We start from the raw sequence: 26,508 nt of genomic DNA, 5'->3' as shown, positions 1-26,508 counted from the left end.
GCGGGGCTCACGTCACTTCTTGAGCAGGACCTTGAGCGTGGCCTGCAGGCGGCGCGCGGCGGCCGCGTCGAACGGCCCGGCCAGCACGCGGGCCACGTCCTGGGCCCAGGTGTCGGTGGGGGGCGCTTCGTGGCGGCGCGTGAGCAACTGCAGCTGCAACGCACGGCGCGCGTCCAGCTGGTCTGCGGGCGTCGGCACTTCGGCCGCCATTTCCAGGCGCAGCAACGGTTCGGTGGGTACCGGCGCCGCCGTCGCGGCCAGGCTCTGCGACCACGCGCCGCGTGCGGCCGCGTTGACACGCGAACCCAGCGCCTGCGCCGCCGGCACCTGGGCCGCGTCGCGCTGCTCCCAGGCGCTCATGAGTTGCGTGAGCACCTCGCCGTGGGCCTGCGCGGCCAGTTTGCGCAGCGCGGCTTCGGCGTGCTCGACGGCGTTGCGCTGGGCACGGAAGGCGGCATCGCCCAGGCGCGGGCCCCGCGCCTCGCGCGGCTCGCGCTCGAAGCCCCGGCTGTCGCGGCCATCGCGGCTGTCGCCACGGGCACCGAAACCGCCGCGGTCGCCACGGCCATCGCGCCCACCCGGACCGCGGCGCTCGTCGCGCCCGGCCGGTTCGGCCTTCTTCATGCCGGGGCGGTCATCGCCGCGCACCGCCACGATCTTCTTGGGCGGCGCCACCGGCTTGACCGGTGCGGCGGGCGCTTCATCCGACGCCGCAGGCTCTGCCGCTTCGGCGCCGGCTTCAGCGGGCTGTTCGGCAGCGGGCTCGGCCGCTGGCGCCGCCGTGGCGGCAGCGGCGGCTGCAGCGGGTGCCGCAGCGGCCTCCGCCTGGCCGCGCAAGGCGGCATCCAGCGCGGCCATGGCGGTGCGGATCTGCGCCGCATCGCCACTGGCGGTGGCGGCGTCCAGCGCCTTGGACGCGTCCAGCACGCGCTGGTCGTGTGCGCTCAGCGCCTGGCTCACCTTTTCGCGCTCGGTGCTCTTGCGGGCAAAGGCTTCGTCGATGGGCTTGCGGAACGCATCCCACAGTTTCTGTTCCTGCTTGCGCTCCAGCGGCACCGCGTGGGCCTCGGCCTGCCAGCGCTGCTGCAGGGCCTTGACCGCGTCGATGCGCAACTGCGGCGCCGCGCCCAGGGCCGCGGCCTCTTCGATCAGCGCCTGGCGACGCGCGACGCTTTGCGCCTGCGCCGCTTCCACACCCGCGTGCGCCTCGTGCATCGCGGTCTTCCAGACCGGCTGCAGTTCGGCAAACGCTTTTTCGCTCAGGTGGCCGGCTTCGCGCCAGCGTTCGGAGAACGCGTGCAGTTCGCGCAGCTGGGCTTTCCAGTCGGTGTTCTGGGCGTGGGCGGCAGCCCAGGCCTTGAGTTCTTCGATGATGGCCAGGCGCTGGGCCTTGTGCGCGTCGGCCTGCTGGCGCACCTGGGTCAGCCAGACTTCGACCGTCTTGTGGGCTTCGGTGCAAGCCGCGTCAAAGCGCTTCCACAACGCGTGGTTGGACTGACCGCCCTGGTCAGTGGTCTTCCACTGCTCGCGCAGGGTGCGCAGGGTTTCCTGCATCTTGCGCCCGCCGATGCGCTGGCCTTCGGGCGCCAGCAGCAGGGCTTCGGCCTTCTTGACCAGTTCTTCGCGCAACTGGTCGGCGCGCCAGCGCTGCCAGTCTTCCAGCTCGCCGGCCTGGCCCAGCACCGCGTGGGCCTTGGCGTCCAGATCGGGGCCGATCAGACGGCCCTGCGACTTGAGCAGGTTGCGCACATCGGCCGCCGCCTTGGGCGTGGCCTTGCCGTGGCCTTCGGCCAGCTCTTTTTCCAGCACCGCCAGCACGCGCTCCATCTCGGCCTGCGCCTTGGCGCGGCGTTCCTGGTGGGCCTGGGCGTCGTGCGCGGCCTGTTCGGCCTTGGCGGCAGCGGGTTCACCGCGGGCCACGCGCAGTTCGTCGGCCCACACGGGCACGGCGGGCAATGGCTGGCTCGCGTCGGCATCGGCCGCCACGGCCTGGGCCAGCGCGGCATCGAAAGCCTCCCACACAACCTGCAGCTGGGTGCGCGAGGCCTCCAGCATGGGCGGGAACTTGGCTTCCACGCTGGGCCACTGACTGTCAGCCGAGAGCAGCTGGGACTGCTGCTGCCACTGGGCCACGTCGGCCTTGAGCGCATCGGCCTGCTGCTGCGCGTCGCGCCAGGACTTGGTGGACAGCACCTCGATGCGCTGGGCGATCAGCACGGCGGCCTCACGCTCGACCTGCACCCGGTGTTGCAGGTCTTCAATCGACTTCACGCGTTCGGCCAGCGCCTGCTTCAGGCCCGCCAGCGGTTCGCGCGAGAGCGGTGCGCCGGCACGCGCGGCGTCGCGCTGCCAGGCCATGGCGTCGGCCAGGTTCAGGCGGCTCTGGCCGATCAGGGCCTCGGCCTTCTGCGCCCATTCGGCGGCGATGTGTTCCTGCGCCTTCTGGCGCTTCTGCTCGTCCAGCTTTTCCTTCAAGGGCTTGGCCGCGCCGCGGTCGCGCTGCGACAGTTCCTTGAACACCTCGTTCATCTGCTCCAGGCCCGGCTCGGTGGCCAGCCATTCGCGCACGCGCGCAGCGCGTTCACCCGAGGTGGGGGCCGAAAAAGCGCCGCCGGTGACGGCGTCCAGGGGGTGCGTCGCAGCAGAAGCTGCCTTGGGTTGGGCGGGGGTGTTCACGGCAGCGGGGGCGTTGGTCGGGGACTTGCGCAGGGAAAACAGCGACATACAGGACTCAGAATGCAAAAAGGGGGCCGCGCCCTGGTCAGAGCGCGGCAACCCCGTATTGTCGCCGCTGTCGCGCGGGGTGAAAGCCCCCCGCCGTCAAATCAGCGCACGGCCAGCTTCAGTTCGGCCTGCGGCACCCAGCGATCGCCCTCCTGGGCCAGCTTGGGCGCCCCGAGGAACATGCGGTCTTCGGGCAGTTCGCGGCTGGCCAGGTAGTCCTTGACGGCCACGCCCCGCGCCACAGCCAGCTCGCGCACCGTGTCGGCCGTGACCGGGATGGCCGCCAGCAGCAGCGCTTCCATCTCCGGAACCGGCAGGTCCTTGGCCAGCCCGATCAGGTTGCGCGGCTTGCTGATGTCGGCGCGCTTGTAGACCTCCTTGAGCTGGGCCGGGTACTCGGCCGCCGTCACCACCACCGTGCCGGTGACCGAGCCTCCGCTGCGCGCCAGGGCGCGGCGTTTTTCGGCCTGCACCTGGGCGTCCAGGCGGGCGCGGCGCAGGCCGCTGCGTTCGGCTTCCAGGTCGCTGTGGCCGATCACCGTCAATTGCAGCGCCGGCCGGTCGGCCAGGGCTTTGGCGATCTTGTCCAGCCGCTGGCGCCCCTCGTCGCTCAGCACCGCACTGCCGGGCGCAAAGGCGACCTGGCGGAGCTCGTCCCCGCCGCCACCCATGGCACCGGCCAGCAGCGAGAACGGCGCGGTGATGGCCTTGCCGATCAGGTTGAAGATGAGCTTGAAGATGATGGGCGCCAGCCGGAACTGCGGGTCGTTGAGCGAACCGCTGACCGGCAGGTTGATGTCGATCACGCCATTGCGGTCGGCCAGCAGGGCCACCGCCAACTTGACCGGCAGGTTGGGCGCATCGCTGCCTTCGATGCGGTTGCCAAAGGCCAGCTGGTTGAGCACCACCTGGTTGCTGGCGTTGAGCTGGCCATCGGGCGCGATGCGGTACGTCACGTCCACGCTGAGCTTGCCGCGGTCGATGCCATAACCCGCGTACTTGGCGCTGTAGGGCGACAGCGGCGGCAGCTCCAGGTCGCGCACCTTGCCCTGGATGTCCAGCGCCAGCGGTTGGGCCAGCGGGTTGAGCTTGCCCACGATCTCCAGCGCGGCCGTGCCTTCGGCCCGGCCGCGCAGGGTCAGGTCGGCCAGCTGCGGCGTGCCGCCGCCCGGCGTGCTGGCGTTGCTGAAGGCGCTCAGGCCGCCGCTGAGTTCGCTCAGGTTGGCCGAGTAGTTGGGCTGGATGAAGCGGTCGGAGAAAAACACCCGACCATTGACCAGGCTGATCGGGCCGAAACGGATGTCGGGCGCGGGCCCGGCGGGCGTCGCCACTGGTGCGGGTGCAGCCGCCACAACCGTGCCGGACGCAACGGCGGTCACCGAGCCGGTGGCGCTGCCGGCGGGCACCGACGGAGCGTCGCTGTCCTTGACCAGCCCCTGCAGGTTGATGCGCCCCTGCTCGCTGATGATGACCCGCGCGAAATAGTCGCTGAGCACCGTCTCGTTCACCGCCAGGCGCAGCGGCTGGCCAGGGGCCAGCGCCAGCTGAAGGCCGCGCAGGTTCAGCGCCTTCCAGGCCAGCAGCTCTTCGCTGGGCGCCAGGGTGTTGGCGCGGAAGTCTTCCAGCGCCACGTCACCGGCGAGCGAGAGCGCCAGCCCGTCGGCCGGCAGTCCCAGCTCGATCGCACCGCGGTAGCTGGTGTCGGCGCGCAGCAAATCGAGGTTGAGGCGCTCGCCAAAGTACGGCACCAGCGCGTGCACCGGCAGGTGGTCGGCCTGCAGCTGGCCCTTGACCAGCAGGGCATCACGGCCCGGCGCGGGCGCCGGCAGGCGCAGCGCGCCCTTGTAGTTCAACCGCCCTGCTTCGTTCGGCCCGCCACCCGCATCGGCCACCCGCGCCGCGAACGACAGCGGCATGGGCGCCTGCCGCGCCGCCATCGGCTGCAGGTTCTGCAACTGGAGCTGGATGCCCGAGACGCTCAGCTGCACCGGCTCGGAGAACTGGGCGTCTTTGAACCGCAGTGCGCCCTCCCCCAGCTGCAGCGACCGCAGGGCCACCGTCCAGGGCGGCGCCGAAGCGGCCGCGGGCCGGGCCGGCGCGGTGGCGGGCGCCGGTTTGAGCCAGCGCTGCACCGACCACTGGCCCTGCGCATCGCGTTCGAGCTGCACCCGCGGGCGCTGGATCTGCAGCTGGTCGATGTTCACCGCGCGCTGCGCCAGGTCCACCCGGGCGCCCTGCACCACCAGCGACTGCAGGGCCGCCTGCGGGCTGCGGGGCGCGCCCAGGGCCAGGTCTGAGAGGGTCACGGTGGAAGCGCCCAGCACCAGGCCCATGGGCTTGTCCGGCTGTGCGGCCTGCCAGTCCAGCGACAGCTCGGCCGCCACCTGCCCGCTCAGGGGCACGGCCAGCGTCTGCGCCAGGTAGGGCGCAAAGGGGCTGAGCGGCAATGCTCCCAGGTGCAGTTGCGCCTGCGCACGGGCCTGCGTCGCGCTGCCTTGCACGGTCAGGCTGCTGGTGCCCAGCCGGGTGCTCAGCTCAAACGGCACCGGCCGTTGCACCGGCCATGTCAGGTCCCGAGCTGCGACCTTCAGGTCTTCCGCCACCAGCCGGGCCTGGGGTTGGACCGCTGCGTCGTCCCAGCGCAGCGTTGCGCCGCTGACGATCACCTCATCCACCCCGATGCGCCAGGGCTCGGCCGGCGCCGCGGCGGCCGGGGCCGGTTCGGTGGTCTTGGGCCCGCCGGTCACAAAACCCTCGGCCATGCGCTGCAAGTTCAGGCGCCCCTGTGCGTCGCGCGCCACCGCCAGTTGCGGCCCCTGCCACGCGATCTTGCCCAGCTGGATCTGCCGCGCCAGCGGCTCGGCCCGGCGGATATCGACCGCCAGGCGTTCAAACGCCAGTGCGTCGGCCGGCGCGGCGCCAGGCAACACCTGTTGCAGCCGGATGCCCGACAAGGCCACATCCCCCGACAGGACCACCTGAGGCGCCTCACGCTGTTCAAACGCCACCTGCAATGCCAGATGCAGGAAGCCCGCCTGCGGCCGCAAGGGCCATTGCGCAGGCCAGTAAGGCAGGTAGGGCGCCAGATCCAGAGACGGCACCTTGAAACGCAGGTCGGTCTGGTGCGCGTCCGCAAACGGCGCCGTCTCCCCGGACGAGTCAAAAGCGCTGCCGTTGAGTTCAAAAGCCAGTTGTGGCCGGGTCTTCACATCGCGGCGTGAATCGAGGTTGCTCAGGAACGGCAGCCGCAGCACCAGTTGGTCGAGCCGGTGGGTGACACCGACCGGCGCGTCCACAAACTCGATGCCTCCCCCGGTCAGCTCCAGGTTGAACAGCGCGAACTTCGGCGTTTCACCCGGCGGCGAAGCATCGGGCGGGTTCAGGCGCTGCAGCACATCGTCCACGTCGTAGCGCCCCTGCCCCAGGTGGCGCAGGCGCAGGCGTGGCTGTTCCAGTTTCAGCGCATCGACCACCGGTGCCAGCCGCAGCAGCGACTGCAGCTCGGCGTCCACATACAGGCGAGCGAGCGAAAACTGCTCGGCCGTCCCGGCCGCATCGGCCACCTTCAGACCGGTAATTTCCAGCTCCAGCGACCAGGGCCGCACGTCCACCCGATCCACCGTGACCGTTCGTCCCAGGGCCTGGCTGGCCTGCTTCTGCAACTGCCACTTCAACAAGGGTGGCACGCCCAGCCAGGCGAGCGCCCACAGGCCCAACAACGCGGCCAGCGCGATGGCCAGGCGGCGACGCCAACGGCCAGCGGCCACGGCAACGGGAGAAACGGAGGGTACGGGTGCAGAGCGGTCGGCGTCCATGCTGCGAGTGTCGCTGAAGCCCGCCGCCACACCACGGCACAAACCAGCACGAAAAATGCAGCACCCCAGAAACAAGAAACCCCGGCAGGCTGGGCCTGTCGGGGTTGACGGCGGGCGTAGTGCACTTGCCATCGGTTTTGGCGGAGGGAGTTGGATGTCTCTCCAGCCTGGAAGCAACAGATTGCTCCCGTTGGGGACCGGAGCACGGACGGACCGTTGAACCGGCTGATGCCTGCAGTGAAGCAGACAGCTGCAGGTTACTCCGCTTCGCTCTGCGGTTCAAGCCGCCAGGCCGGGTACCGCCATGGGGAATTTCAATCACTGTCGGGCGGGTCATTCGGGTCCGATGCAAACCGCTCTTTTTGACGTGAAAGGTGGCACTCAGCCGACAAACGGTCAACCCACCCAAGCCGCCCTCAAACCCTTGCCCGCACTGGGCTCGTCGCCGGAACCTACCGTCGCCCACACCCGGCATCGTCTTTTTTTATTACCAATTGATCTAACAAAACAATTCTTAAACATTGACTGGGTATTTGACACCCCCTACCATTCGCGCCGGCTTGCCCTCCCAGGGTAAACCCGAGCGCTGCCGATTCCGGCTAATTCGACGCCCTCCCGGCCCAAGAGGCACAGGCGTTGATGGCGTCCCCCCAATCCAACTGCCTGAGCCCACCGGCCCGCGCAGCCCTGAACGGAGAGACAACATGACAGCGAGATTCCCGAGCCTCAGCACCGCCCAGCGGTTCCCGGCCACCTCACTGAAAACCGCCCTGCGGGATGCCTACCAAGGTTTCCTGGACGTCAGCCACAACGGCATGGCGCTGCTGGGCACCGCCATCGTGGTCGCCGCGGTCACGCTGGTGGCCCGCGCCGATCTGCGCGCCGATGCCGAGCAGCAGTTGCTGGGCTGGTTGCAGCAGCGCCAGGACGTGGCCGTCATGGCGCAGACGGTGGCGGAAGACCCGCTGGCGACCGAACGCGTGAGCACACTCGACCCGGCCGAGCTGCCCAAAGCCCAGGCCAACGTGGCCCAGTGGCTCAGCCGCAAGTACCGCGTGGCGCAAGAGCCGCTGAGCGTGCTGGTGTCCGAAGCCTTCACCATCGGCCAGAAACAGCGTCTAGACCCGACCCTGATCCTGGCGGTCATGGCCATCGAGTCGCGCTTCAACCCCTACGCTCAAAGCCCAGTGGGTGCACAAGGCCTGATGCAGGTGCTCACGCGCGTGCACACCGACAAGTACGACAACTTCGGTGGCCACATGGCCGCTTTCGACCCGGTCTCCAACCTGCGGGTGGGCGTGAAAGTGCTGCAGGACTGCATCAAGCAGGCCGGCTCCGTTCAGGGCGGTCTGCGGCTGTACGTGGGCGCCGTCACCAGCGACGGGGGCGACTACATCAACAAGGTGATGGCCGAGCACCTGCGCATCCAGAGCGTGGCACTGGGCAAGCCCATGCCCACCAGCTTCCCGGTGTACACGGCCGCCCCTGCGGCTGTGCCCGTCGAACCCGGCCCGGAGCTGCCCACCCAGACCGGCCTGCTGGAGCCGGAGGTGGCGCCGCTGGCCACGCCATCGCCAGCCGCCCCGCCGGCCACGGACAGCGCGCTGTCCACCTCCTGACCTCCAGGTTGCCCGATCGCCGCCCTTGGCGCGCGCTCGGGCATCCAGCCCTCGGCTAAACTACCGCGGTGCGCAACTGGCGATAGGCGCGCGGCGGTTTTCCCGCCGTCGGCGCTGACGTGGCCCCCCGACCGCCCGGTCTGGACAACCACTGGGAAGTGCACCGCCCGCCCGCCGGGTGATCCGCCGTTCGCCTGGGCAGTCCCTGCCGCTCGTCCCGAGTGCGTGGGGTCCCACACTCCCGAGACCGTCCCGAGACTGCCAAACCATGTACGACCGCAACATCCTCATCGAACAAACCGACCCGGAACTGTTCAAGGCCATTGAGCTGGAAAACGCGCGCCAGGAACACCACATCGAGCTGATCGCCAGCGAGAACTACGCCAGCCCGGCCGTGATGGCCGCCCAAGGCACCCAGCTGACCAACAAGTACGCCGAGGGCTACCCCGGCAAGCGCTACTACGGCGGCTGCGAATACGTGGACATCGCCGAGCAGCTGGCCATCGACCGCATCAAGCAGATCTTCGGCGCCGACGCCGCCAACGTGCAGCCGCACTGCGGCGCCTCTGCCAACGAAGCCGTGTTCCTGGCCTTCCTCAAGCCCGGCGACACCATCATGGGCATGAGCCTGGCCGAAGGCGGCCACCTGACCCACGGCATGCCGCTGAACATGAGCGGCAAGTGGTTCAACGTCGTGAGCTACGGCCTGGACAAGAACGAAGCCATCGACTACGACGCCATGGAAGCCAAAGCGCGCGAGCACAAGCCCAAGCTGATCGTGGCCGGTGCCTCCGCCTACAGCCTGCGCATCGATTTCGAGCGCTTCGCCAAGATCGCCAAGGAAATCGGCGCCATCTTCATGGTGGACATGGCCCACTACGCCGGCCTGATCGCCGCGGGCGTCTACCCCAACCCGGTGCCGTTCGCCGACGTGGTGACCTCGACCACGCACAAGAGCCTGCGCGGCCCGCGCGGCGGCATCATCCTGATGAAGGCCGAGCACGAGAAGGCCATCAACAGCGCCATCTTCCCGGGCCTGCAAGGCGGTCCGCTGATGCACGTCATCGCGGCCAAGGCCGTGGCCTTCAAGGAAGCGCTGCAGCCTGAGTTCAAGGCCTACCAGCAGCAGGTGGTCAAGAACGCCCAGATCGTGGCCGAGACGCTGACCCAGCGCGGCCTGCGCATCGTCAGCGGTCGCACCGAAAGCCACGTCATGCTGGTCGACCTGCGCGCCAAGGGCATCACCGGCAAGGAAGCCGAGGCCGTGCTGGGCAGCGCCCACATGACCATCAACAAGAACGCCATCCCCAACGACCCGGAAAAGCCGATGGTCACCAGCGGCGTGCGCATCGGCACCCCGGCCATGACCACCCGCGGCTTCAAGGACGAAGAGGCCCGCCTGACCGCCAACCTGATCGCCGACGTGCTGGACAACCCGCGCGACCCGGCGAACATCGAAGCCGTGCGCGCCAAGGTCAACGCCCTGACGTCCCGCTTCCCGGTCTACAAGTGAGGATGGTGCCCCCACGCTCCGCCGCTGCGCGGGTCGCTGCCCCCCATGGGGGCGCGAATCCGGCTTGGGGCGGCCCGGCGCCGGATTCCCAATGAAGTGCCCTTTCTGCGGTCATCTGGAGACCCAGGTCGTTGAGACCCGGGTGTCCGAAGACGCGGACTTCATCCGCCGCCGCAGACAGTGCGGGCACTGCGAAAAGCGCTTCACCACCTACGAACGCCCGGAAGTCAGCTTCCCGGCCGTGGTGAAGAAAGATGGCCGGCGCGTGGACTACGTGCCGGCCAAATTGCGCGCATCGTTCGCTCTGGCCCTGCGCAAGCGCCCGGTCAGCACCGAGCAGGTCGATGCCGCCATCGAGCGCATCGAGGAAAAACTGCTCAACCTCGGTGTCCGCGAGGTCCCTGCCACACGGCTGGGGGAGATGGTCATGCGCGAACTCAAAAAGCTCGACAAGGTGGCCTACATCCGCTTTGCCAGCGTGTACCGCAGCTTCGAAGACATCGACGAGTTCCGTGCCTTGGTGGATGAGGTGCGCCGATAGTCGGCTCGCGCTACCGGCATTCGGACAACGCAGACGGCTGGCTGCGCGCTCGGCCGGCCGAACTGATCACGATCTCGACCCCTTTGATGGGAACATCGCTGGCAGGGCAAATGGTCAGAGTCCCCGCTTGAAACGCACCGTTGACCAGCCTCGACCGCCCCACAGGGTGGTATGACACATAGGAAGCCACCGAGGCGTTGCCTTTGATCACCCAATCGGGCGCGATGCTCTCTCGCACCACCACAATCCGCTCCCCATCGTCCCGCTGAGCGTTGTTGTTCAGATCCTGGAAAACGATCCGCCCCTGGCTCCATTGCCCAGAGGATGCGCAGGTCGCCTGATCCCCAGAGACGCACAGGACCACGCGGTGTCCACTGCGAACGGCATCGGCGCGGGCCAACGCCAGGTCTGCCAACAACTCATTGGTTTCGCTGGATCTCCTGACATCGGTGACGATGCCCGAGAACCATGGTGCAGCCGTGGTCACCAAAATGCTCGCCACCCCCAGCGCCACCAGTGTTTCCACCAGACTCGCCCCACGTTCGCACGGTGTATTCCCCATGTCGCCCCCTGAATCGAATAGCAAAAATGTATTCAGATTCAGCGCCCTTGTATTCCCCAAAAATAGGGAACATGTGCCCCGGACAGACCGTTCATCCCCAGGCTCAACCCCTTCGGCGGCCCACCGCCTCGCAGCCGGCGGGCGCACCAGACAATTGGGATGTGAAATTCCAACCGTACTTCTTTGGCACTACAAAATCCGCGAATCGCGGATTCACCTTGATCGAACTCTTGGTGAGCCTGTCCGTGCTGGCCATCCTCATGGGCCTCGCGGTCCCGAGTTTTCGCGCGACCATTGCCGCCAACCAGCTCACGAGCAGGACCAACGAACTGGTCAGTGCCTTGAACATGGCGCGGTCTGAAGCCATCCGCCGGGGCTCGCGGGTGACGCTGTGCAAGAGCAGCACAGGCACCTCGTGCTCGTCCACTGGCGACTGGGAACAGGGCTGGGTGGTTTTTGTGGACACCACCCGATCCGGCACCACTGCGAGCATTGACAGCGGTGAAACGGTGTTGCTGGTCCAACAAGCGGTCTCAGGCAGCACGCTCATCAAAGGCAATCTCACCGTCAACAGCTACGTGTCGTTCGGTGCAGACGGTCGGCCCAGAACCTTGGCGGGCATTTCCACCCTCGGGATGCTGCGCTCCTGCAACACCAGCACCGCGTTGACCAACAACTCTCGTGCGCGGGACGTGGAGTTGAGCCGCGTAGGCCGCCTAAGCACCTCCACACCGACCAGTGTGGCATCCACCTGCCCTGCTCCAACATGAAGATGAATCGAAGAACAACCGACATTCGATGGACTGCGCATCGGCCTGCCCAGCGCGGAGCCGGCTTGATCGAAGTGCTGGTCGCCGTCCTGATTCTGGCGCTGGGGCTGCTTGGCATGGCGGGCCTGCAGGCGAACGCATTGAAAAAGAATCAGAGCAGTTTTGCCAGAAGCCAGGCCGTGATGTTGAGTTACTACATGCTCGATGCCATGCGTGCCGACCGATCTGCCGCCGTGAGCGGCAGCTACGACACGGCCTCTTCGGGTCTTTGCAGTTCCACCGCCCTCACCGGCACCGCGCTGGCGGACAACACGCGAAAAGACTGGGTGGACAGCCTCAGAAGCAACCTGGGCGATGTCGACTCCACCTGCGGCATCATCGATTGCGACAACGCCGGCGTGTGCTCGATCACCGTCAAATGGAATGACGAACTTGCCGGGGGACTGGGTGCGCAGACCTTCGAGACCAGGAGCCGCCTGTGACCGCAACCCGCCAAGACATCCGACCATTCAACAGGTCCGGCCGGACACGGCAAGCCGGCTTCGGTCTTGTCGAACTCATGGTCTCCATGTTGCTCGGGCTGATCCTGATCGGCGGCGTGCTGAGCATCTTCCTGAGCAATCAGCAGGCGTTTCGCAGCAACGAAGGGCTTGCCCGCCTGCAAGAAAACGCCCGCATTTCCTTTGAGCTGATGGCGCGGGAAATCCGCGAAACCGACGGAAATCAATGCGGCGCAAAACTGGTGGCCAATGTCGTCAACGACGCCACGGACGAATGGACAACCAATTGGGCGGAAGGCCCCATTCGCGGCTACGACAAGAATCAGGCATCGCCCCTGGTGGTGCCAGTCGGGACCGCGTCATCCAATCGGGTCACGAACACCGCCGCGGTGTCGATCCGACTGGCCGACGCCAATGGCGCGATCACAGTCGTTTCACACAATGCGACGGCGGCATCCTTCAAGCTCTCAACCCTCACCCATGGTTTCGTTGAGGGCGACATTGTCATGGTTTGCGACAACGGTTCCGCCGCGATTTTCCAGATCACCAACGCATCAACCGGCACCAACGACACGGTGGTGCACAACACGGGCACGGTGACGCCAGGCAACTGTTCCAAGGGCCTGGGCTATCCGACAATTTGCTTGGGCGCAGTGGGCAACACCAAGACATTCGCGTCCGGCGGCGTGATGGCCAGAATTGCGCCCTCTTTCTGGTACATCGGCATCAACTCAAGAGGCGGTCGGTCTCTTTACAGAAAGACAAAAACAGCCACCGATGAGATTGCCGAAGGGGTGAGGGACATGCAGATCGAATACCTGCAACGAGACGAGGCGACCGGCCTGCCCGATGCCGACTGGGTCAGCGCGAGCTCGATCACCAATTGGACGTCTGCTGCAAGCAAGCAAGTCATTGCCGTTCGGGTGACGCTGGACCTGGAGAGCCTCACCAAAGTGGGCACCAACCAGGCCACATTGAAGCGGCAACAGATTTTTGTGGTCAACCTGCGCAACCGAGTGATCTGATGGATTCGAGATATCAACATTCACGGCGCGCGACCCCAAGGCAGCCGCAACAGGGGGTGGCCCTCATCATCGCGCTCGTGCTGCTGGTCATCATGACGCTGCTGGGGCTCAGCGCGATGCGCACCGTGTCGCTTGAAGAGCGCATGACCGGTCACACCTACGATCGCAGCCTGTCTTTTCAAAGCACCGAAGCCGCGCTGCGCGAAGCCGAAAGCTGGGCCGAGGCCAACAAACCGACACCAGCGGCCGGGGCTGCCTGCAACAGCGCTGGCGTGTGTGGCGCCCCCGCGGCGACCGATACAAGCCGCTGGACTGACAGCAGCTTCAGCGGCTGGAAAACCGCCACCGCCGTGGTCAGCGGCTCCAATTCGATCCGCCCACAGTACTTCATCGAATACCTGGGCAATACCTTCCCATGTGTGCCCAACGATTTGAGCCAAAGCTCCAACTGCAAGCGCTACCGCATCACCGCTCGCAGCAACGCAGGCAGCGATCGGGCCAGCGTGATGCTGCAATCGATCTATGCCACCGAATGAACGTGGGAGCCTGAACATGAAGTCAAAAACCTGGAAATCCCTGAACCGGTTGCTCAAATGCACGCTCGCCCTTTCGGCGCTGGGTGTCAACTTCGCAGTCAATGCCGTGATCTGGCCAGCCACACCAGCGGGGTCGACCATCAGTGCCACCCCCATGACCATGCTCGTGGCCAGCAAAGACCACAAGATGTTCTATGAGGCCTACAACGACGCCAGCGATGTGGACGGTGACGGCACGCTGGACACGCGATTCAAACCCAGCATCACGTACTACGGGCTCTTCGACTCTTCCTACTGCTACGCCTATTCCACCACCGACAGTCGTTTCTACGCAGCAGGAACCGCAGGCGCTCTGGGGGTCTGCACCGGCTCGAGTGCAGAGTGGTCGGGCAACTGGCTCAACTACATGACCACGACCCGCATCGATGCACTGCGCAAGGTGCTGTACGGTGGTCGCCGTGAAATCGACACCACGGCGAATACGGTTCTGCGCCGCGCTTACGTCCCCCAGGACGCGCACAGCTGGGGCAAGGAATTCACGAGCAATCTTGTGGATGGATACAAGCTCAGCGACTACACGCCCTTTTCGGAGCCGGACACCGACAAGCGACACTTTTTCGGGAATCTGACCGCCAACCACAGCACCGATTGCGCGACACTGAACAATTGCAGCAACTCGCTCAACCCACTGCTGAAGGTCCGCACGAATGTGGGCGAAGGCAAGCGCATCTGGGAATGGGCATCCAAAGAGCGCCCCGTTCTGCACGACTCTCTGTCGTCGGGCGCCTTTCCTGTCGGCACGGGTGCAGAACAGAACTTTGCGATCCGGGTGCTGGTGTGCACGTCAGGCTATCGCAACGGCTGCAAGGCCTACACCGACAGCGCGGGTGTGGTGACCTACAAACCTGTCGGCCTGCTGCACGAGTACGGTGAAAGCAACGCCATGTACTTCGGCCTGCTGAGCGGCAGCTACGACAACAACATGTCGGGAGGACGGCTGCGCAAGACCGTCGGCAGTTTCGCCAACGAGGTGGACGCGACCACCGGTATTTTCAAGGCGTATCTGAGCGGCGGATCGGCCACCGACTCCCGCATCGTCACCACCTTTGACCGCCTGCGCATCCGCGGCTTCAACGATGGCAACAGCTCGCAGTCCTACCGTGGGGGCTGGGTCAGCAACCGCGCCATGGCCGCAGGTGAATTCGTGGACTGGGGCAACCCCGTTTCTGAAATGCTGTACGAGGCGACCCGCTATTTCGCTGGCAAGGCGAGCAGCACCACGGATTTCAATTCGGCCACCACCAAGGATGCGGAGGTGGGCCTGAGCACAGCCACCTGGGAAGACCCCTATTCGGTCACCAGTTCGGCCAAAGCCCCGTATTGCGCACGGGCATCCTTCCTCACCATTTCAGACGTCAACCCTTCATTCGACTCCGACCAGATTCCGGGCCACTACAGTTTCACGTCCCTGGGTACTGCCACCTTCGCAGGCGACCTCACCGGTCTGAATGTCGAAACGCTGGGCACCACCATCACGGGTGTGGAGTCGAACATCACCGGCATGCGGTTCATTGGTGAGTCTGGCACATCGGCCGATTCGGCACCGACCCCCAAGAACGTGACTTCGCTGGGACGCATCCGCGGCCTGGCCCCGGAAGAGCCCACCAAGGAAGGCAGCTACTACTCCGCCTCCATGGCCTTCTATGCCAAGACCAACGATCTGCGCAGCGACCTCAAGGGCAAGCAGACCATTGACAACTATGTGGTGGCGTTGAGCTCACCGTTGCCCAAGATTGAAGTGCCCTTCGGTTCGGGAACGGCGACCAAGGTCATCACCTTGGTTCCGTTTGCCAAATCGGTCAAAGACGGTACAAACATCAACGAAACCAAAGGCCGGTTCCAGCCCACCGACCAGATCGTCGACTTTTACGTCGAGAAGATTGTCAACTCCGGCGCCGGCGATGCCGATACCTCGGTCAATGGCGGCCGCTACTACGCGGAGTTTCAGATCAACTTCGAGGACGTGGAGCAGGGCGCGGACCACGACATGGACGCGATCGCCAAATACATCGTGCAAAAAACCGCCACCGGCTCGCTCAGCGTGACGGTCATCCCGACCTACCAGGCTGGCGGCATGATTCAAAACATGGGTTACGTCATCTCCGGCACCACACAGGACGGCGTCTACCTGGTCGCAACAGACGAATCGTATGGCCCTGCCTACTACCTCAACGTTCCAGCGGGGCAGGCCGCCGGCTACTGCGACGCCTCACCGATGCCCGCCTCGTGCAACACCTTGCCCGCCCTCGGCGGCACCGCAACCTTCACGTTCACGGCCGGCGCAGCCAGTGGCGCCACACTGCTCAAGGACCCGCTCTGGTACGCGGCCAAATACGGTGGTTTCATCGACCGGAACGACAGCGGCACCCCCGACAAGACGCTGGAATGGGATGCAGACGCCAATGGGGTTCCAGACACCTATTTCCTGGTCCAGAACCCGCTGAAGCTGCGCGAATCGCTCAAGAAGGCGTTCGACACCATCATCGAACGCAACGGCAGTGGCGGCAACGTGATCGCGAACAGCACGGTGCTGTCCACCGATGCGTTGGTGTACCAGGCGACCTTCAACAGCACCCGCTGGTCTGGCGACCTGGATGCCTACCGAGCCACCAGCGCGGGCGTGAGCAAGAACGTGTATTGGAGAGCGTCCGAGAACGTACCTGCAGCGAGTTCACGCAACATTCGGTACATGTCGGACGCGGGCACGGGCAAGGGTTTCGATTGGGACAACCTTTCCGTGGCGGAAAAAACGGCGCTGAACAGCGACACCTACGTCCTGAGTTACGTGCGCGGTGAGCGCTCGCAAGAGATTCAGAACGGCGGCACGTTCCGCAACCGCCCGGCAAGCCCCGCTGCGAATGTGCTGGGGGACATCGCGCATTCGTCACCTTATTACGTGAAGGACACCAACACGGTTTATGTCGGGGCCAATGACGGCATGCTGCATGCCTTTGATTCGGGAACGGGCGTCGAACAGTTCGCCTTCATCCCCAGCACCATGCTGCCGCGCCTCAAAGACCTCACCAGTGCGGCTTACAACGACAGTCACCAGTATTTCGTCGACGGTGATATCGCCGTTTCGAGCCGGGCCCAGACCACCGAAAACCACCTGGTGGCCACACTCGGGCGGGGTGGCAAGGGGCTGTTTGGTCTGAAGGTCACGAATCCCGGGTCGTTCGCCAACACCGATGTCTTGTGGGAATACATATCCACCACAGACCGGGATCTCGGCCACATGCTCGGACGCCCCGTGATCGCCCAAATGAAGAACGACGAATGGGCGGCGATCGTGGGCAACGGTTACAACAGCATCGACGGCAAGGCGGTTCTCTACGTCATCAACCTGAAGACGGGCGCACTCATGCGCAAGATTGACACGGGGGCAGCGGGAGACAACGGCCTGGCCACACCCGGCGTTCTGCTGGATGCAGACGGCAAGGCCAAAACGGTGTACGCGGGCGACCTCAAAGGCAACGTCTGGAAGTTCGATGTGTCCGGCTCCACCACAACCACCTGGGTGGTGAGTCATACCGCCATCGTCGGCACCAGCACCGTGCCAGCCCCCTTCTACACGGCCAAATACGGCACCGTTGCGCAACCCATCACGGCGCCCATCACCATGGCCGTCAACGATGTGTCGGAGAGCCCCAACTACGGCAAGCGGTTCATCTATTTCGGCACGGGCAGCGATTTCCAAGCCTCGGACTCCTCCAGCACGGGCACGCAGACCTGGTACGGTCTGATCGACGAGAGCGCGGTGATCACCGGTCGAACCAACCTGGTGCCTCGTTCGGTCCCCAGCACAGGGGACCTCACCGTGACGTCCACCATCACGCTCAGTGACGGCAGCACCTCAACGCAGACCGAACTGACCCCAGTGCGGGTGGTTGCCGTTGCGACCACGGGTGACATGAGCGGCAAGAGTGGGTTCTATCTGGACTTGCCTGGGTCCGGCGAGCGCATCGTGACCGCATCCAACTACTACAAGCTGGCCGAACCGGTGCTGCTGGCCAGTTCGCTCATTCCCACGGTGAACGCCTGCGAACCAGGAGGCCGGGGGTATGTGAACGCCATCAACGCCTTCACCGGCGCCCGATTGACCAAACCGTTTTTTGACGTGAATGACAATGGCTCGTTCACCGACGATGTGTTCGGTGGCGCCTATGTCAGTTCAGTGGACCTGGGTGTGGGCAAGCCAGGTGAAGCCATCCTGATCGGCAACCGGCTGGCCGTTGGGGGCTCAAAAGGCACCATTGAAGACATTCGGATCAACCGGGGCATCACACCCGTCAAGGGCAGGTTGTCCTGGCGGGAAATCGTCCGAGACTGACATACACACGGCTGACATACGCACGGATCACACGACATGCAGAACCTCACGCACCCCGACCGCCAGAAAGGCTTCACGCTCATCGAGTTGATGATCACCGTGGCCATCGTCGGCATCCTGACCGCGATCGCGTATCCCAGCTACACCAGCCACGTCCTCAAAACCCGCCGAACCACGGCGACCGGCTGCCTGACCGAAACGGCCCAATGGATGGACCGCAACTACAGCACCTGCCTGACCTACACCAAGACCGGGGCCAGCTGCGGCACCAACGTCACATCCTCCAGCCTGCCCACACTGGCCTGCATGAACGACCTGACGGCCAGCTACACCATCTCCATCGCAACAACTCCCACCCTTTCGGTCAATACGTACAAACTGCAAGCCGCACCCAAGGGGCCGCAATCCGGTGACACCACCTGCGGGACGCTCACGCTGGATCAAAAAGGGCAAAAGGGCGCCGCCGCCAGCTCGGGTTGCTGGAAGTGACGGGCTTCGTTGATGCGAACGGCTGAGGCAGCCCAGCAGGCAGCCAGGTCGCTGAGGCTGTCCAACCCCAATCCCCGCGTAGGTTGCGTCATCACCGACCCCGATGACCATGTGATCGGCCTGGGTCACACCCAGCAGGCCGGCAGCCCGCATGCCGAAGTCATGGCGCTGCGCGATGCGCAGGCACGCGGTGCATCGGTGGTGGGGGCCACCGCCTACGTCACCTTGGAACCCTGCTCCCACCATGGGCGGACGCCGCCTTGCTGCGATGCGCTGATCGCGGCCGGCATTGCCAAAGTGGTGGTGGCGACCACCGACCCGAACCCGCTGGTGGCGGGGCGTGGGCTGGAGCGGCTGCGCGCCGCCGGAGTCGACGTGAAACTGCTGCCACCGAGCAGCGAAGTGGCTCGCGCCTGCCGCGAACTCAACATCGGCTTCTTCAGCCGCATGGTCCGCAAGACCCCCTGGGTGCGCATGAAGATGGCCAGTTCGCTCGACGGCATCACCGCCCTGCCCAATGGCGTCAGCCAGTGGATCACCGGCGAGGCCGCGCGCACCGACGGCCATGCCTGGCGGGCCCGGGCCTGTGCGGTGCTCACCGGCATCGGCACCGTGCTCGAAGACGACCCCATGCTGGACGTGCGCCTGGTGGAGACCCCGCGCCAACCGCATCTGGTGGTGGTGGACAGCCGGCTGCAGACGCCACCGGAAGCGCGGCTGTTCCAGCCTCCGGCGCATGGGCTGCCCCGGCAGATTCTGATTTACACCGCCAGCCAGGACCGTGATCGCACGGCCGCCTTGCAGTCCCTGGGGGCCACCGTGGTCCACATGCCGGGGCCGGCGGCGGGCAGCGGGGCCAAAGTGGATCTCGCCGCGATGTTGCTCGATCTGGGCCGGCGCGAAGTGAACGAGCTGCATGTCGAAGCCGGCCACAAACTCAACGGCTCCTTCTTGCGCGAAGGGCTGGTGGACGAATGCCTGCTCTACCTCGCCCCCCAACTGCTCGGCCAAGGCGGTGGCGTGGCCCACTTCGGTCCGCTGGAGAGGCTGAGCGACGGCGTCCCGCTGGCGTTTCAGAGCGTGGACCGTGTCGGGGACGATCTGCGCATCGTCGCCCGGGTGCGTGGCCGCGACGCCTTCCTGCACACCTGACCCCGGCGCCACACCACACCACGAGCCGCGGGGCTTTTTCCGGCCCACCCAGCCTCTGTGCCGGCCAGGCAGCGCAAACCTGCGAAAATACGCCGATGTTCACCGGCATCATCACCGGCGTGGGGCGGATCGCCGCCCTCCACGCCCTCGGCAGTTCTTTGGACCATGGCAAGCGCCTGACGGTGGAGGCGCCTGCGGGTTTCCTCGACGACGTCGGCCTGGGCGACAGCATCGCCCTCAACGGCGCCTGCATGACGGTCACCACGCTGGACCTGCCCCAGCACCGCTTCACCATCGACATTTCGGCCGAGTCCCTCTCCAAGACCACGGGACTCGATCGCGTCGACCACCGCATCAACCTCGAAAAAGCCCTGCGCGCGCACGACCGGCTGGGCGGGCACATCGTGTCCGGGCACGTCGACGGCATGGGCACCGTCACGCGGTTTGACCGCGTGGGCGAGAGCTGGGAACTGCGCGTGATCGCGCCGCCTGCGCTGGGCAAGTACCTGGCCTACAAAGGCTCCATCACCGTCAACGGCGTGAGCCTGACGGTCAACAGCGTGGCCGACTCGGCCGACGGCTGCACTTTCAGCATCAACCTCATTCCCCACACCGTCGAGAACACCTCGCTGGGCCAGCTCACCGCGGGCAGCCAGGTGAACCTCGAAATCGACACCGTGGCCCGCTACGTCGAGCGCATGCTCAGCGCGGGCCTGACCGACACGCACAAGGAAACCGCATGAACGCCCCCGAAACCCTGGCCCCGGTGGCCATCTCCCCGGTCGAAGACATCGTGGCCGACATGCGCGCCGGCCGCATCGTGATCCTGGTCGATGAAGAAGACCGCGAAAACGAAGGCGACCTGGTGCTCGCGGCCGACCACGTCACGGCCGACGCCATCAACTTCATGGCCCGTTTCGGCCGCGGCCTGATCTGCCTGACCCTCTCGCGCGAACGCTGCGAACAGCTCAAGCTGCCGCCCATGGTGGCGCGCAACGGCGACAAGAAGGGCACGGCGTTCACGGTGTCCATTGAGGCCGCCGAGGGCGTGACCACCGGCATCTCCGCCGCCGACCGCGCCCGCACCGTGCAGGCCGCCGTGGCCCCCCACGCCACCGCCGACGACCTGGTGCAGCCCGGTCACATCTTCCCGCTGCAGGCGGTCGAGGGCGGCGTGCTCATGCGCGCCGGCCACACCGAAGCCGGTTGCGACCTGGCCACCATGGCCGGCTGCAGCCCGGCGTCGGTGATCTGCGAGATCATGAAAGACGACGGCACCATGGCCCGCCTGCCGGACCTGCAGCTGTTCGCGGCCGAACACGGCCTGAAGATCGGCACCATCGCCGACCTGATCGAGTACCGCAGCCGAGTGGAATCGCTGGTCCAGAAGCTGGGCACCCGTTCGCTCAACACCGCCTTCGGCGAGTTCAGCGCCACGGCTTTCCGCGACAAGCCGAGCGGCGCCCTGCACCTGGCGCTGGTCAAGGGCCAGTGGACGCCCGATCAGAGCGTGGCCGTGCGCGTGCACGAGCCGCTGTCGGTGTTCGACGCGCTGGAAGTCGGCCGCGCCATGCACAGCTGGAGCCTGGAAGCGAGCCTGCGCCACATCAGCGAAGTCGGTGCCGGCGTAGCCGTCCTGCTCAACTGCGGCGAAACCGCCGAGCAGCTGCTGGCCCAGTTCGAAGGCACGGCCCGTTCGGCCCATGCGCCCGAACGCGGCCGCATGGACCTGCGCACCTACGGCGTGGGCGCCCAGATCCTGCGCGAATGCGGCGTACACAAGATGCAGCTCATGGGCAACCCGCGCCGCATGCCCAGCATGACCGGCTACGGCCTCGAAATCACCGGCTACCTCGCCCGCACGGCGGCCTGATCCCATTTCACAGAAAGAACCACCATGTTTGGCGCAGACAAAGGCAGCACCCAGCCGCTGGACGGCAAAAAAATGGCCATCGGCATCGTCCAGGCCCGCTTCAACGAAGGCATCACCAACGCCCTGTATGAAGCCTGCCATGCAGAACTGATCGCCCTGGGCGTGCAGGAAAAGAACATCAAGCGCGTGACCGTACCCGGCGCGCTGGAAGTGCCCATCGCCCTGCAGGCCATGGCCGAGCAGGACGACTACGACGCCCTGATCGCGCTGGGCTGCATCATCCGCGGCGAGACCTACCACTTCGAGCTGGTGTCCAACGAATCGGGTGCCGGCGTCACACGCGTGTCGCTCGACACGCACACCCCCATTGCCAACGCCATCCTGACCACCGAAAACGTGTCGCAGGCCGTGGCACGCCAGGAAGAAAAGGGGCGCGATGCGGCCCGCGTCGCCATCGAGATGGCACACCTGCTGGCCCAGATCGGATAAGCGACACCCCCACGCTGCGCCGCTGCGCGGGTTGCGGCCCCCTCAAAAAGGGAGGCGCTGCCTGCTTCGGGGCGGCCCGGCGGCCGGCATTGACCACACACCATGACCACTGACACCCCCAAACCCCGCAAAGCGGCCGACAAGTCGGCCCGCACCCGTGCGCGCGAATTCGCGCTGCAGGCGCTCTACCAGCACCTGGTCGGCCGCAACGAGGCGAGCGACATCGACGCCTTCACCCGCGACCTCAGCGGCTTCCACAAGGCCGACAGCGTGCACTACGACGCCCTGCTGCACGGCTGCATCGCCGAAGGGGGCGCGGCCGACGCGCTGGTGGGCCCCTTGCTGGACCGCCCGCTGGTCGAGATCTCCCCCATCGAACGCGGCGTGCTGTGGATCGGCGCCTACGAGCTGCAGCACTGCCCCGATGTGCCCTGGCGCGTGGTCATCAACGAATGCATCGAGCTGGCCAAGTCCTTTGGCGGCACCGACGGCCACAAGTACGTCAACGGTGTGCTGCACAAGCTGGCCGAAAAGCTGCGCCCGGTGGAAGTGGCCCACGCCCCCGCCAAGGCACCCACCCGCAAGGCCAAGCCGGCGAGCGACACGCCCGCCGGCGACTGAACGCGGCGCCCGGTCCATGCGGATTTCGCAGCGCGCCCAGCGGGTCGAACCCTTTTACGTGATGGAGCTGGCCAAGGCGGCCAGCGACATGGCCGCGAACGCCCGCCCGGGCGACCGGCCGATGATCAAGCTCAACATCGGCGAGCCGGACTTCACCGCGCCGCCGCTGGTGCAGGCCGCCGCCGAACGCGCCATCCGCGACGGCCGCAGCCAGTACACCGACGCCACCGGCCTGCCCGCGCTGCGCGAGGCCATCAGCGGCTGGTACGCCAGCCGTTTCGGCCTGGCCATCGATCCGGCCCGCATCGTCGTCACCGCCGGGGCCTCGGCCGCACTGCAGCTGGCCTGCCTGGCGCTCATCGATAGCGGCGACGAGGTGCTGATGCCCGACCCCAGCTACCCCTGCAACCGCCAGTTCGTGCAGGCGGCCGAGGGGCGTGCGGTGCTCATCCCGTCGGGTCCTGAAGACCGATTCCAGCTCAGCGCCGACCATGTGGCGCAGGCCTGGGGTCCGGCCACGCGCGGCGTGCTGCTGGCCTCGCCGTCCAACCCCACCGGCACCAGCATCGCGCGCGACGAACTCGAACGCATCGCCCGCTGGGTGCGCGAACGCGGCGGCATCACCCTGGTCGACGAGATCTACCTCGGCCTGAGCTACGACGACGCCTACGGCCACAGCGCGCTGGGCCTGCCCGACGGGCTGGGCGACGAGGTCATCAGCATCAACAGCTTCAGCAAGTACTTCAACATGACCGGCTGGCGCCTGGGCTGGCTGGTGCTGCCGCCCGCGCTGGTGCCGGTGGTGGAACGGCTGGCACAGAACCTGTTCATCTGCGCCAGCACCATCGCCCAGCACGCCGCCCTGGCCTGCTTCGCGCCCGACAGCCTGACCGAATACGAGCGCCGCCGTGCCGAGTTCAAGGCCCGGCGCGACTTCTTCATCCCCGAACTCGACCGCCTGGGCCTGGGCGTGCCGGTGATGCCCGACGGCGCCTTCTACGCCTGGACCGACGTGCGCGGCCTGTGCGAGCGCTGGGGCATTCCCCTGCAGGGCGCCGATGGCGCGCCCGGCGGCAGCTGGACCCTGGCCTTCGAGCTGATGCGGCGCTGCCAGATCGCCGCCACGCCGGGGCGCGACTTCGGCCTGGCCGAGCCGCAGCACTGGCTGCGTTTTTCCACCGCCAATTCGATGGAGCAGTTGCGCGAGGCGGTGACCCGGCTGGAGGCCGCGCTGTGAACCGCGAGGCCGCTGCCTTCCAGTGGCCGGTGCGGGTGTACTGGGAAGACACCGACGCCGGTGGCATCGTCTTCTACGCCAACTACCTCAAGTTCTTCGAACGCGCGCGCACCGAATGGCTGCGCCAGCTCGGCCTGGGCCAGCAGGCCCTGCGCGAGCAGACCGGCGGCATGTTCGTGGTCAGCGACTGCCACCTGCGCTACCGCCAGAGCGCGCGGCTGGACGATTTACTGCTGGTCACAGCTGCGCCGGTCGAGATCGGCAAGGCCTCGCTTACGATTGCGCAGCGCGCGCTCCTGCAACCGCCGCAGGCCGGTGAAGAACCCACGCTGCTGTGCGACGGCAGCATCCGCATCGGCTGGGTGGACGCCGCCACCCTGCGGCCGCAGCGCATACCGGCCGCGGTGCTGCAGGTGCTGCAAGCCGCCCATCCCGCCCCATCCCCCACAACCTGACCCCCACCCGCCATGAACCAAGACCTGTCCATCGTCCAGTTGCTGCTCCACGCGAGCTGGGTGGTCCAGGCCGTGGTGGCCTTGCTGGTCGGCGTGTCCGTCGTCAGCTGGGCCGCCATCTTCCGCAAGCTGTTTGCGCTGGGCCGCGTGCGCGCCCGCAACGACATCTTTGAGCGCGATTTCTGGTCGGGCAGCAACCTCAACGACCTCTACACCGCCGCGGCACAACCCAACCGCGAGGGCGGGCCGATCGAGCGCATCTTCGCCAGCGGCATGCGCGAATACCACAAGCTGCGCGAGCGCCGCATCACCGACAGCGGCGCCCTGCTCGACGGCGCGCGCCGCGCCATGCGGGCCAGCCTGCAGCGCGAGATGGACGCGCTCGAAGCCAACCTCGCCTTCCTCGGCACCGTCGGATCGGTCGCGCCCTATGTGGGGCTGTTCGGCACGGTCTGGGGCATCATGCACGCCTTCACCGGCCTAGCCTCGCTGGCGCAGGTGACGCTGGCCACCGTGGCCCCCGGCATTGCCGAGGCACTGGTGGCCACCGCCATCGGCCTGTTCGCCGCCATCCCGGCGGTGGTGGCCTACAACCGCTTCGCGCACGACATCGACCGCGTGGCCAACCAGATGGAGACCTTCATGGAAGAGTTCTCCAACATCCTGCAGCGCAACGTGGCGGCCCAGGCCAACGCCGCTGCCGCCGCCGCCGCGCCCACGGCCCGCTGAACATGGCCCGGTTCGCCCCCCGCGGCCGCGGCCGCCGCACCATCAACGAGATCAACATGGTCCCGTTCATCGACGTGATGCTGGTGCTGCTCATCATCTTCATGGTCACGGCGCCGCTGATCACGCCCAGCCAGATCAGCCTGCCCAGTGTGGGCCAGGCCGGCCGCCAGCCCGACCGCTTCGTGCAGGTGATCGTGGACCAGGGCGAGCGCCTGCAGGTGCGCGACGGCGCCGGCGCCGCCGAGGGCCCCGACGTGCCGCTGGCCCAGTTGGCCGCCCGCGTGCAGCAGCTGCAAGGCGGCGACGCGCAGGTGCCAGTGGTCATCAGCGCCGACAAGGGCGTGAAGTACGAAACCGTGGTGGCGGTGATGGACCGTTTGCAGCGCGCCGGTGTCGACCGCGTCGGCCTGTCGGTGCAGACCACACGCTGACGCCCACCCACCGGCCATGACCAGCAGCTTCGCCCTGTCGCGCCACGCCGCCCAGGACCACCTGAGCCTGGCACCGCCGCGCCAGGGCCACTGGCTCGGTCCGACCGCGCTGGCGTTGTTGGCGCACGTCCTGCTGGTGGCGGCGCTGACCTGGGGCGTGGGCTGGAAGCAGGACGCGCCCACGCCCGTGTTCGAGGCCGAACTCTGGTCGCGCCTGCCGGTGCAGGCCGCCCCGCGCGCCGAAGCGCCGCCCCCTGCTCCGCCCCCCCCTGCGCCCGAGGTGCGCCCCGAACCGCGACCGGCCCCGCCGCCACCGCCGCCATCCGGCCCCAGCGAAGCGCAGATCGCCACCCAGCGGGCGCAGCAGAAAAAGGAACAGGCCCAGCGTGCGCTGGAAACCGCGCGGCAGAAAGCCCAGGCCGAAAAGGCCGCGACGGACAAGGCGGCGGCCGACAAGAAGCGTCTGCAAGAACAGAAAAAGGCGGCCGACCAGAAGAAAGTGGCCGAGGAACAGCGCGAGCGCGAAGAAGCCACCGAGCGCCAGAGGCAAGCCAACATCCGCCGCATGCTGGGCCAGGCCGGCGCCAGCGGTGGGCCACAGGCCACCGGCACGGCACAACAGTCAGCCGGGCCGTCGGCGGGTTACGGCGCGCGCGTGGCCGCGCGCATCAAGCCCAACGTGGTGTTCACCGAAAGCATCGTGGGCAACCCACGCACCGAGGTGGAAGTGCGCACCCTGCCCGACGGCACCATCGCGGGCCGGCGCATCGTCAAGAGCAGCGGCGACGCCGACTGGGACGAAGCGGTGCTCAAGGCCATCGACCGCACGGCCACCCTGCCCCGCGACACCGACGGCCGCGTGCCGCCCGCCCTCATCATCGGCCTGCGACCGCAGGATTGAGGAAGGCCAGCGCCCCGCGCAGCGGCGGAGCGTGGGGGCTCAGACGGGCCAGCCGCCGGGCCGCCCCAAGGCAGGCCCAGCCCCCCTTGTATGCTTTTAGCGCGTTCATCGTGTTGATTGGTTTGCAGGAACTTGC

At 66.7% G+C, this 26,508-nt stretch carries 22 protein-coding genes and 1 riboswitch; of the genes, 19 read left to right on the top strand and 3 right to left on the bottom strand.

The window, feature by feature from the left end:
• Positions 1-12 precede the first annotated feature (12 nt).
• Both RMP09_RS18095 and RMP09_RS18090 read right to left on the bottom strand, forming a co-directional pair.
• The gene (locus tag RMP09_RS18095; protein WP_310567367.1) at positions 13-2,724 is read right to left on the bottom strand and encodes a DUF349 domain-containing protein; all 2,712 of its coding nucleotides are present in this window, start codon (positions 2,722-2,724) and stop codon (positions 13-15) included.
• Positions 2,725-2,825: 101 nt separating this feature from the next.
• Positions 2,826-6,539, bottom strand: a complete 3,714-nt coding sequence (locus RMP09_RS18090; RefSeq protein WP_310567366.1) for a DUF748 domain-containing protein — start codon at positions 6,537-6,539, stop codon at positions 2,826-2,828.
• A 704-nt stretch (positions 6,540-7,243) separates the two neighbouring features.
• On the opposite strand from RMP09_RS18090, the gene RMP09_RS18085 reads away from it, so the two are divergent.
• The 3 genes from RMP09_RS18085 (at position 7,244) to nrdR (ending at position 10,212) form a co-directional block, all read left to right on the top strand.
• Positions 7,244-8,158, top strand: coding sequence for a transglycosylase SLT domain-containing protein (locus tag RMP09_RS18085; RefSeq protein ID WP_409559754.1), 915 nt, complete (start codon positions 7,244-7,246; stop codon positions 8,156-8,158).
• A 62-nt stretch (positions 8,159-8,220) separates the two neighbouring features.
• A riboswitch (ZMP/ZTP riboswitch) is annotated at positions 8,221-8,365 on the top strand.
• A 61-nt stretch (positions 8,366-8,426) separates the two neighbouring features.
• Entirely contained in the window at positions 8,427-9,671 is a 1,245-nt protein-coding gene (glyA, locus tag RMP09_RS18080) for a serine hydroxymethyltransferase (RefSeq protein WP_310567365.1), read from the top strand.
• A 91-nt stretch (positions 9,672-9,762) separates the two neighbouring features.
• Positions 9,763-10,212 (top strand): transcriptional regulator NrdR, encoded by a 450-nt coding sequence (gene nrdR, locus RMP09_RS18075; RefSeq protein ID WP_310567364.1) that lies wholly within the window; start codon positions 9,763-9,765, stop codon positions 10,210-10,212.
• A 10-nt stretch (positions 10,213-10,222) separates the two neighbouring features.
• Here nrdR and RMP09_RS18070 read toward each other — a convergent pair whose 3' ends face one another.
• Complete coding sequence (locus tag RMP09_RS18070) at positions 10,223-10,738, bottom strand: GspH/FimT family protein (protein ID WP_310567363.1); 516 nt, start codon at positions 10,736-10,738, stop codon at positions 10,223-10,225.
• Between the two features lie 197 nt (positions 10,739-10,935).
• Here RMP09_RS18070 and RMP09_RS18065 point away from each other — a divergent pair, with 197 nt between their 5' ends.
• The 16 genes from RMP09_RS18065 (at position 10,936) to tolA (ending at position 26,372) form a co-directional block, all read left to right on the top strand.
• On the top strand, positions 10,936-11,544 hold the full coding sequence (locus RMP09_RS18065; protein ID WP_310567362.1) for a GspH/FimT family pseudopilin: 609 nt from the start codon (positions 10,936-10,938) through the stop codon (positions 11,542-11,544).
• Complete coding sequence (pilV, locus tag RMP09_RS18060; protein WP_310567361.1) at positions 11,541-12,026, top strand: type IV pilus modification protein PilV; 486 nt, start codon at positions 11,541-11,543, stop codon at positions 12,024-12,026. Before RMP09_RS18065 ends, pilV begins: the two co-directional genes overlap by 4 nt.
• Positions 12,023-13,069: a PilW family protein gene (locus RMP09_RS18055; RefSeq protein ID WP_310567360.1), complete on the top strand. Its 1,047-nt coding sequence runs from the start codon at positions 12,023-12,025 to the stop codon at positions 13,067-13,069. Before pilV ends, RMP09_RS18055 begins: the two co-directional genes overlap by 4 nt.
• A gap of 56 nt (positions 13,070-13,125) precedes the next feature.
• Positions 13,126-13,605, top strand: a complete 480-nt coding sequence (locus RMP09_RS18050; RefSeq protein ID WP_310567359.1) for a PilX N-terminal domain-containing pilus assembly protein — start codon at positions 13,126-13,128, stop codon at positions 13,603-13,605.
• 16 nt (positions 13,606-13,621) lie between these two features.
• Positions 13,622-17,995, top strand: a complete 4,374-nt coding sequence (locus RMP09_RS18045; protein WP_310567358.1) for a pilus assembly protein — start codon at positions 13,622-13,624, stop codon at positions 17,993-17,995.
• A 36-nt stretch (positions 17,996-18,031) separates the two neighbouring features.
• Entirely contained in the window at positions 18,032-18,484 is a 453-nt protein-coding gene (locus RMP09_RS18040) for a type IV pilin protein (RefSeq protein WP_310567357.1), read from the top strand.
• A gap of 12 nt (positions 18,485-18,496) precedes the next feature.
• Positions 18,497-19,636: a bifunctional diaminohydroxyphosphoribosylaminopyrimidine deaminase/5-amino-6-(5-phosphoribosylamino)uracil reductase RibD gene (ribD, locus tag RMP09_RS18035; protein WP_310567356.1), complete on the top strand. Its 1,140-nt coding sequence runs from the start codon at positions 18,497-18,499 to the stop codon at positions 19,634-19,636.
• A 95-nt stretch (positions 19,637-19,731) separates the two neighbouring features.
• Complete coding sequence (locus RMP09_RS18030; protein WP_310567355.1) at positions 19,732-20,379, top strand: riboflavin synthase; 648 nt, start codon at positions 19,732-19,734, stop codon at positions 20,377-20,379.
• Positions 20,376-21,509, top strand: a complete 1,134-nt coding sequence (gene ribBA / locus RMP09_RS18025; protein ID WP_310567354.1) for a bifunctional 3,4-dihydroxy-2-butanone-4-phosphate synthase/GTP cyclohydrolase II — start codon at positions 20,376-20,378, stop codon at positions 21,507-21,509. Before RMP09_RS18030 ends, ribBA begins: the two co-directional genes overlap by 4 nt.
• Positions 21,510-21,533: 24 nt before the next feature.
• The gene (ribH, locus tag RMP09_RS18020; protein WP_310567353.1) at positions 21,534-21,998 is read left to right on the top strand and encodes a 6,7-dimethyl-8-ribityllumazine synthase; all 465 of its coding nucleotides are present in this window, start codon (positions 21,534-21,536) and stop codon (positions 21,996-21,998) included.
• Positions 21,999-22,100: 102 nt separating this feature from the next.
• Positions 22,101-22,619 (top strand): transcription antitermination factor NusB, encoded by a 519-nt coding sequence (gene nusB, locus RMP09_RS18015; RefSeq protein ID WP_409559753.1) that lies wholly within the window; start codon positions 22,101-22,103, stop codon positions 22,617-22,619.
• Between the two features lie 16 nt (positions 22,620-22,635).
• Entirely contained in the window at positions 22,636-23,856 is a 1,221-nt protein-coding gene (locus RMP09_RS18010) for a pyridoxal phosphate-dependent aminotransferase (RefSeq protein WP_310567352.1), read from the top strand.
• Positions 23,853-24,311, top strand: a complete 459-nt coding sequence (gene ybgC, locus RMP09_RS18005) for a tol-pal system-associated acyl-CoA thioesterase (RefSeq protein ID WP_310567351.1) — start codon at positions 23,853-23,855, stop codon at positions 24,309-24,311. Before RMP09_RS18010 ends, ybgC begins: the two co-directional genes overlap by 4 nt.
• A gap of 12 nt (positions 24,312-24,323) precedes the next feature.
• Positions 24,324-25,040 (top strand): protein TolQ, encoded by a 717-nt coding sequence (tolQ, locus tag RMP09_RS18000; protein ID WP_310567350.1) that lies wholly within the window; start codon positions 24,324-24,326, stop codon positions 25,038-25,040.
• 2 nt (positions 25,041-25,042) lie between these two features.
• Positions 25,043-25,471: a biopolymer transporter ExbD gene (locus tag RMP09_RS17995; protein ID WP_310567349.1), complete on the top strand. Its 429-nt coding sequence runs from the start codon at positions 25,043-25,045 to the stop codon at positions 25,469-25,471.
• 16 nt (positions 25,472-25,487) lie between these two features.
• Positions 25,488-26,372, top strand: a complete 885-nt coding sequence (tolA, locus tag RMP09_RS17990; RefSeq protein WP_310567348.1) for a cell envelope integrity protein TolA — start codon at positions 25,488-25,490, stop codon at positions 26,370-26,372.
• The last annotated feature ends 136 nt before the right edge of the window (positions 26,373-26,508 follow it).

Source organism: Hydrogenophaga sp. (genome assembly GCF_031426985.1).
Lineage (GTDB): Bacteria > Pseudomonadota > Gammaproteobacteria > Burkholderiales > Burkholderiaceae_C > Hydrogenophaga.
This window is presented reverse-complemented; position numbering and strand designations above follow the sequence as displayed.